The organism is Polaromonas eurypsychrophila (assembly GCF_014641715.1).
Classification (GTDB): domain Bacteria; phylum Pseudomonadota; class Gammaproteobacteria; order Burkholderiales; family Burkholderiaceae_C; genus Polaromonas; species Polaromonas eurypsychrophila.
Genome location: NZ_BMIG01000025.1, coordinates 1 through 8,365, shown reverse-complemented (window position 1 = coordinate 8,365; position 8,365 = coordinate 1). Strand labels below are relative to the sequence as shown.

Genomic DNA, 8,365 nt, shown 5'->3' with positions numbered 1-8,365 from the left:
CATCATTCTCCGGGTTGATGGACTTCTTGGAAAAATGACTGGTACGGTTTATGGGGGGCAGGTCAATGTCCAACACCACGGCCAAATGCAACCAACCCTCGTCGGTCGCAATGTAGATGATGTCGCCCATCCACATCTGATTGGGTGCGCTGGCGGTGAAGTTGCGTTGCAGCAGGTTTGCCGCAATAGGCAGGTTGTGTTTGCTGTCGGTGGTGACGACAAACTTCCTCTTGCCCCTGGCCTTGATGCCGTGCTCTTTCATCATGCGTCGCACGCGTTCTTTACCCACCCGGATGCCACGTGCCACCAGTTCCTTCCACATCTTGGGCCAGCCGTACTCCTGTCAGCCAGACCAACTCGCCGGTTCAGGCCGCTTGCGTCACGAATTTTAGTTGTGCTGGCAGGCAATCTCTACGCAGGTCATATTTCTCCACAATGGTTTTTCGGGCGTTGCTGCGCAAAGACGTCGCGAGAGGGCGGTTGGCCAAGGCCTCGGCCACTGTTTCGGCCAATTGTTGCGCATCAAAAAAATCTGTGAGCAATCCATTCTTGCCGTGCTCAATCAGCTCCTGCACTGGCGCAGTGCGTGATCCGATGATCAGCGCGCCAATGCTCATGGCTTCCATCAGAGACCACGAGAGCACAAACGGATAAGTCAGGTAAACATGGGCTGAAGATACTTGCAGCAACTGGGTCAATGTCTTGTGTGGCAAAGCGCCAACGAAGCGAACCCGCTGACTATCGAGCTGATCTGAAACCTCGCCCAAAAAAATCTCCTTCCAGCTGATCTTGCCAGGAGGTGCCGAACCATAACTGAGTCCGTCGGTGCCGACGATCACGACGTGTGCATTTGGTCGAAGGCGAAGCAATGCTGGCAAGGCGCGCATGAAGGTGTGGTACCCGCGGTACGGCTCCAAGTTTCGGGCCACAAATGTGATCACCTCGTCGCTGTGACGCATGACCTTTGCGTTCGAGCCAAACATAATTGATGCATTGGTATCTGGGCGAAACCGGTCTGAATCAATTCCATCGTGGATGACCCTGATGCGACCCTGACTCCAAAATGGATGTTGACTGCGCTGAAATTCAGTGGGTGAGAGCGCCGCATCAGCCGCGTTCAGTGCATGCAGCAGGTGGGTGTTCTTGATGGTCGTTCGCTGCCGGGCATCACGGGTGGGCTGGCTAAACTCGGGGTCAAAATCTGCATCTCCACCTGGCGCACCATAAAAATATTCAGCGTAAATGAGCAGTCGCGCCCTTGGGAAAACATCTTTGACGTACAGCGCTTCTCCCCACCCGGGGTGGGCATAGACGACATCGGGTACGAACCCTTGTGCTGCTAGTTGGACCATTGCATTCGCTGCCGACTCCCCCCTCGCCATTTTTGAATAAAGCTCCTTTAGTGCGGGGGGCGTCTTGTTCGTGATGGCGTCAGCCTGAGCTCGAAGTTCGTACAGCATGTGCTGCACGCCAGCCAGCGGTGCCCTGATTGGATTGACGCCCAGTGCCACCACCCGATGCCCTGCTGAAGCCAGAGCTGGCGCGAGATGCTTGAACTGACCAGGGAAATTTTGATGAACAAAAAGAATGTTCATTTCAGCCGCTGGTCAATCATCGCGATATCCGGTTCATCCAGAATTCCTGCCGCAGCCCGAAGCTGGAACCACGCCTTGAAGTAATCGAATCGGGTTTTCGTCAGTTCCTGCTGAATTGAAAAGCGCTGTGCTTGGGCATTCAACACATCCAGTGTCACCCGAATTCCGCCCTTCACGCTTTTCTGCGTAGCCTCAATTTGCATGACTGCTGACTCAAGAGCATGCGCATAGGCTTTTATTTTTTGCTCCAAATTAATCAGTGCGCGGTAATTTTGTCTAAGTTCTGCAAGAACAGAATCGCGGGTGTAATCAAGCTGGGCTTGAGCTGTTCCGGCAGCTGCCACTGCTTGCCTCACCTGGGAGTCACTACGTCCGTTGTCAAAGAGGGGCATATTGAGTTGCACCCCTACAGATTTTTGAAGACTGGACTGGTTGACGGTGTTGATCGAATCCGAGTCCGCCTTTGAGACGCTGACGAGTAAATCAATCCTCGGTTGCCGGGCGGCGCCTATTCGATCCAATACTTCGCGAGCGGCCTGCAGTGCGTGTCTACGCACTTCGATGCTCGGGTTGTGAGCCAGGGCAAGTGCCTCCCATTCACTCACCATAACCGGGTATAAATGCACTGGCTTGAGTTGACTGTCGAGTGACTTTGGCTCAATGGATATTGAGGGGCCTACTATCATTTGTAGTCTTCCGATGGCATCCTGACGCCCATCACGCGCCTCAAGCAATCTTGCGCTTGCAATCGCCAGTCGTGAACTGGCCTCCAGCTCCTCCGTGACAGTTCCCTCTCCTCGCGCGCGGAGCCGCCGGGCCGCGCGAAGTCTCTCATCCAGCGACTCCGACTCCGCTGAAGCCGTGGCCAACAGCTCGTCTGCCAGCAGGATATTTGCGTAGGCCTCCATCAGGCGCAGTAAAAACTGGGCTTTTTGTTCAGCCAGACCCGCCGCCCCCTGGCGGGAGCGGGCCTCGCCCTCGCGGCTGCGTGCCCTTAGTTCAGCGTTGTAGATGGGTTGTCTGAGTTGTACTACCAAGCTGGCGCTTTGATAGTTGATAGTGCGTGAGCTTGCGCCAACTGTCTGCCCGAGTTGATTCTGCGCACCAGATGCCGCCAGCGATACGTCAGGCCCTAACGCGGCTTTTCCCTGCACCCCAAGCTCCTGGCTCGCTTCGAAATCCCTCAGGGCAGCTTGGTATCTTGGGTCATACAGCTTTGCTGCGTCCAGTGCGGCAGAAAGACTCAGGCGCTCCGCCCATGCAGCCGAAGAGCAGCAAAGTAGCGCAGCCAGTAGCACTGCTCGATTCGAAGACCGCTTAGCTCTCACGTAGTCCGCTTTGAAATCGATCCATCATGGGCTTGAAGAGGTAGTTCATCAAAGTGCGCTCGCCCGTTTTGATGAACAACTCTACCGGCATGCCTGCACGAAGCAAAAGCCCCTGACTAAGCATCTTCATGCCTTCAGGCGTCACCTCTGCCTTGAGTTTGAAATACGGTGCGCCAGAGCGCTCGTCGACAAACCGGTCCGAAGATATCAACGTCACTGTGGCTGGTATGTGTGGTGTATTGGCCTGATTGAATGCAGTAAAAATCAGCTCAACATTCAGACCGGGCGTAACCTTGTCGATCAGGTGGGTCGGTACCTGTCCTTCCACTACAAGTGCAGCGTCTTTGGGCACTATCTCCATGATTTTCTGGCCTGAACTGATCACCGCGCCAGCATTGAACACGGAGATGGCCTGGACGACCCCGGTGGCGGACGTTTTCACGGTGGCGTTGGCAATCTCGAATTCGTACGCCACCATCCGTTGCTGCAGTTCGCTGATCTGTTTTTCTGATCGGCCGATGTTGCCGTCATCATCGGCGATGTTTCCTTCAATCTGGGCTGCTTGTCTTAGAAGCTCGAGCAATCGATTACGAGGCACAAAGTCTTCACGTACCAAATCGTCAACGCTGCGAATCTGCTGTGCAAGGATGCGCGACTGTTTCAACTTGGCTTCTCGTGAAACGCGAAGCGCCCTGATTTGTGCCTGCAAACCCTGGATCGTTTCTTTGGCCGCATCGAGGTTTGATTTCGCCTGGGTCGAATTCATCAGTGCCACGACCTGCCCTGCCACGATTGCATCGCCTTCTTTCACGAGCATTTTTTCGACAATGCCACCCGTGGGATGCTGGACGCTTCTGCGGTTTCCATCTGACGCAACAAAACCGCTGATCGGTACCCCCTTGTCCAGTGGGGCAAGAAAGGCCCAGAGGAAAAACCCTCCAACTCCCAAGAGCATGACCAACCATCCTGCTCTTGAATGAACGGCAATTGAGCGAGGCGATGCCGACGCGTCGCCAGGGTGTCCGCTGTGGTGTTGAAGATCGATCATGGATGAGTCGCCGCTTCAGTTGAAACTGCTTGCACAGCGCCCGGCGAAAGTGCCGATTGCGTCAGGGTTTTCAGGACCGAGTCACGCGGCCCGAACAGTTGAACTACCCCTTCTCGCAGCACCAGCAGCTTATTGGTGGCTTTGAGAACTTGCCCGCGGTGCGCCACAAGCACTACCGTACTTCCTTTGCTTCGCAGCTGGATGATGGCCGCAACCAAAGCGGCTTCGCCAGCCTCGTCAAGATTGGAGTTTGGTTCGTCGAGGACCAGAAGGACCGGATCGCCATAAAGCGCTCGGGCCAGTCCAAGGCGCTGTTTTTGTCCCCCCGAAAGACCGTTTCCGCCATCCCCCAGAAGTGTGTCGTAGCCTTTCGGCAATTTCAGTATCAAGTCATGCACGCCCGCGGCTTGAGCAGCAGCAGCCACTTTTTTGCTGTCAACTTCACCGAAGCGGGCGATGTTTTCGCTGACCGTTCCAGCAAACAATTCAATGTCTTGGGGTAGATAGCCAATGGAGGGGCCAAGTTCTTCTTTGTCCCACAGGTAGACGTCAGCACCATCCAGGCGAACCTGTCCTGCTGTGGACGGCCAAATTCCCACAAGCAGTCGAGCCAGAGTGGACTTGCCTGAGGCACTGGGGCCAACCACACCCAGCGCATCGCCTGGTGCAAGTTCAAAACTCACGTTACGGAGCGCTGGGGTCTCTGCACCTGGCGGGATCGCCGTGACTGCTTCCAGCACGATACGCCCTTTTGGCGCTGGTAGAGCCATTCCCCGCTGCATTGCCGGGTAAGTCGCCAGCAGCTCCGAGATTCGCATGTGTGCGCTCTTGACGGCGCTCCATTGGCGCCACGCGCCGATGACCTGCTCCACGGGGCTGAGTGCCCTGCCGACCAGTATTGAGGCGGCAATCATCATCCCTGCTGAGATACTGCCTTCGAGGACCAGAAGTGCGCCCAATCCCAGCACCATGGACTGCTGGGCTGCGCGGACAAATCGTGTCATCGCTGAAATAACCGCTGCACGCTGGCTGGCATCTGATTGCAATCGGACAAAACGCGCATGAATGTGTTGCCACTGCCGCTGTAAACCAGGAAGCATTCCCATGGCCTGAATCACGTCCGCGTTACGCAGGCTGTTCGTGGCCAGACTGCCCGATTCAATAGCTGCCGAGCTGGCCTCTGCCATCAGCTGACGCGTCCAGACCTCGTTCAGCCACGCCAAGACGATCAGCAGGAACGTGCCGCACAGCGCAAACAGGCCCAAGGTGGTGTTGAAAATGAAGATGATGATCAGATAGACGGGGAACCACGGCGCATCAAAGAAGGCAAAAAGACTGTTACCCGTAACGAACTGACGCAAGGTCGTCAGGTCCTGTAACGCTTGGCCGGCATTGCCGCCTGCATGGCGCAGGTTGTGTTCAAACGCAGCGGCATGCAGCCTGCGGCCCAACTTTGCGTCCATTTGCTCCCCGACGCGTATCACGATCACGCTGCGGACGTACTCCAGCAGCGCTGAAAAGAGATATAGCCCCAAAACCATCCCCGTCAGCATCAGTAAGGTGTATTCGTTCTGGCTAGGGAGTACTCGGTCATACACCTGCAACATGTAGATCGACGGTGTAAGCAAAAGCAAGTTAATCACCATGCTGAAGATGGCCACCGAGCGTATAGCTCCCGCGTAGGCCGCCAGCACGTCACGGAGCTCATTGGTTGCGATTGGTTGCGCAGGGTGTTTGACCATCAGGGACTGAAATTTACAGTTTTATTAACACCAGAGCCGGTGAGATTACCGCTGTTGCGCAGGCCGGAGCTTGTATAAGCTGACGAATTACCTAAGCGGCCGATGATGTTACCTTATGTGTCTTTTGTAAAGACTGTTGGCGACATATTACAGAGGACGCCAGAAAGGCCACCCCACATTTATGGGGTGAATCTTGAAATACCTGCGTGGCGCATTTTGATTTTGTCAGTTAAAGTATTAAAGTGTAATTTGTGTACAGGCTTTGCGGTCAAAGCACACGCAGCCAACAACCAACCGACTTTAGGGGAATGACACATGGCAATCATCAACGGCACAAACTTCCACGACACACTGGTGGGTACGGCAGGAGATGACACCATTGATGGCCTTGGCGGCGATGACCTCATCAACGGAGGGTTGGGCAATGACCATCTGGTCGGCGGTGGCGACATCTCCTCAGATGATTGGGACACGGTTACTTACGCTGGCGCCCCCTCGGCCGTCACGGTCAACCTGCAAACGGGATTGAGCAGCGGCGGCTTTGGCAATGACACACTATCAGGCTTTGAGCACGTCGTAGGTTCGGATCACAACGACACACTCACCGCAGCTTCCGCCGGTTTCGACCAGCTACTGGAAGGCGGGCTCGGTAATGACTCCCTGGTGGGCGGAGGCGGGAGTGGCCTTTATGTCGCCTCCTACGTCTCGGCCAGTGGCAGCGTCAATGTCAGCTTGGCCACAGGCCTGGCTTCGGGCGCAGCAGGCAACGACATCCTCTCGGGTATGAATGCAGTATTGGGCTCCGCGTTTGTCGACACTATTGCCGGGGGGGCAGGTGACGAATTCATTGGCGGCGGCGGCGGCGCAGACAGCCTTGACGGGGGCGCCGGTTACAACACTCTTTATTACGGCGACGCGTCAGGCGCGGTCGTGGTCAACCTTTCAACCAACAGTGTCAGCGGCGGAGATGGCGTCGACGCCATCGTCAATTTCGACGGGATCATCGGGTCCGATGACTTCAACGACACACTGACCGGCAATGCGAACGCCAACTACATAGAAGGCAGTGGCGGCAATGACAATATCAGCGGCTTGGGGGGCAGCGACACACTTAGTGGCGGTGACGGCAACGACACGCTTAGTGGCGGTGACGGTGACGACATTCTGCTCGGGGACGAGGGCATCGACGCTTGGAATCGAGGCGCCGACACCCTGATTGGTGGTGCTGGCAACGACACACTGGATGGCGGCATAGCGCTGGACCGGATCAATGGCACTGATTACAACTTAGCCAGCTACAGCGCTGCAACTTCCGGAGTCACCATCAATCTTGCGGGCATCACCGGCGACGGCAGCACGGGCAGCGGTACAGCCACCGGGAACGCTTCAGTTGGCACTGATACCTTGATGAACATTAACCTGATCCAGGGTTCAGGCTTCAACGACGTCATTACCGGAAGCACAGCGCTGATTTTCGAGCAGATCGAAGGCGGCGCTGGCAACGACATCCTTGACGGCGGCACCATGACGGACACGCTCAACGGACTTAACGGCAACCGCGTTGCATACCACAACGCCACCGTTGCAGGCGTCACGGTTGACTTCATCGCGGGCACAGCCGTAGGCGCTGTGGGAAGCAATGTTGGCAGCGACACCCTGCTCAACTTCAACCAGGTGCGGGGCAGTAACTTTGATGACACCTTGCTCGGCTCTGACCGAACAGACTTCACAGAGTTCTACGAAGGACGCGGTGGCAACGACTCCATCGACGGCCGGGGCGGCTTTGACATTGTTCGCTACGACAGCGCCACCGCTGGCGTCACGGTTAATCTGGTCACGGGCACAGCCACTGGCGCAGGCGTGGGCACCGACACGCTGAGCAACATTGAAGGCGTATTTGGTTCGGGGTTCAATGACAGCCTGATCGGCGGCAACGCGGCCAACGGCATCACCATTAGTGACGGACTGGCGGAAGTCTTCCGCGGTGGGGCCGGCAATGACACCATTGATGGCGGCCAGGGCTACGACCGCGTGGATTACACCAGCTCCACGGCTGGCGTATCCGTGACACTCAATGGCGCAGCGGACGGTTCCGCCAGCGACGGCCAGGGTGGTACCGATGTGTTGCGCAACATCGAAGGCGTGCGCGGCTCGGCGTTCAACGATTTCATGGCAGGCAGCAATAGTGCAGCCTTCGAATCCTTCGAAGGACGCGAGGGCAATGACACCATGAATGGTATGGGCGGCACCGACCGGGTGGACTACCAAAGCGCCACCTCAGCGGTCAACGTCAGTCTTGGGGCCAGTTTCGCCAGCGCGGACGGTTACGGTGGATTTGACACCGTGCTCAACATCGAAAACGTGCGCGGTAGCCGCGATTTCAACGACTCCATTAGCGGCAGCAGCGTAGCCAACCGGCTTGAAGGCCTGGGTGGCAACGACACACTGACCGGGTTTGACGGCAACGACAGCCTGGAAGGCGGCGCGGGCAATGACCAGCTGCGCGGCGATACCGGCAACGACTCCCTTGTAGGCGGTGATGGAAATGACTACATGACCGGTGGCTCGGGTGACGATTCGCTGGCCGGTGGCTCGGGTGACGATTCGCTGGCCGGTGGCGATGGCGTCGACACCGCCGACTATTTCTTCAGC

5 protein-coding genes and 1 pseudogene are annotated in these 8,365 nt (G+C 56.7%); 1 reads left to right on the top strand and 5 read right to left on the bottom strand.

What is annotated here, in order from left to right; all coding sequences use genetic code 11:
• Window positions 1-64 precede the first annotated feature (64 nt).
• The 5 genes and pseudogenes from IEX16_RS19735 to IEX16_RS19715 all read right to left on the bottom strand — a co-directional run.
• Window positions 65-340: pseudogene (locus IEX16_RS19735) on the bottom strand (IS3 family transposase); the annotation flags it as partial.
• 25 nt (window positions 341-365) lie between these two features.
• Window positions 366-1,595, bottom strand: a complete 1,230-nt coding sequence (locus IEX16_RS19730; RefSeq protein ID WP_188710273.1) for a glycosyltransferase — start codon at window positions 1,593-1,595, stop codon at window positions 366-368.
• Window positions 1,592-2,893 (bottom strand): TolC family outer membrane protein, encoded by a 1,302-nt coding sequence (locus tag IEX16_RS19725; protein WP_229676464.1) that lies wholly within the window; start codon window positions 2,891-2,893, stop codon window positions 1,592-1,594. The genes IEX16_RS19730 and IEX16_RS19725 overlap by 4 nt, the downstream gene beginning before the upstream one ends.
• A 19-nt stretch (window positions 2,894-2,912) precedes the next feature.
• Window positions 2,913-3,971, bottom strand: coding sequence for a beta-barrel domain-containing protein (locus IEX16_RS19720; RefSeq protein WP_188710272.1), 1,059 nt, complete (start codon window positions 3,969-3,971; stop codon window positions 2,913-2,915).
• Complete coding sequence (locus tag IEX16_RS19715) at window positions 3,968-5,713, bottom strand: type I secretion system permease/ATPase (RefSeq protein WP_188710271.1); 1,746 nt, start codon at window positions 5,711-5,713, stop codon at window positions 3,968-3,970. Before IEX16_RS19715 ends, IEX16_RS19720 begins: the two co-directional genes overlap by 4 nt.
• Before the next feature lie 315 nt (window positions 5,714-6,028).
• Between IEX16_RS19715 and IEX16_RS19710 the strand changes: the two genes are divergently transcribed.
• Window positions 6,029-8,365: beta strand repeat-containing protein (locus IEX16_RS19710; protein WP_268236625.1), on the top strand; the 2,337-nt coding region annotated here is incomplete at its 3' end.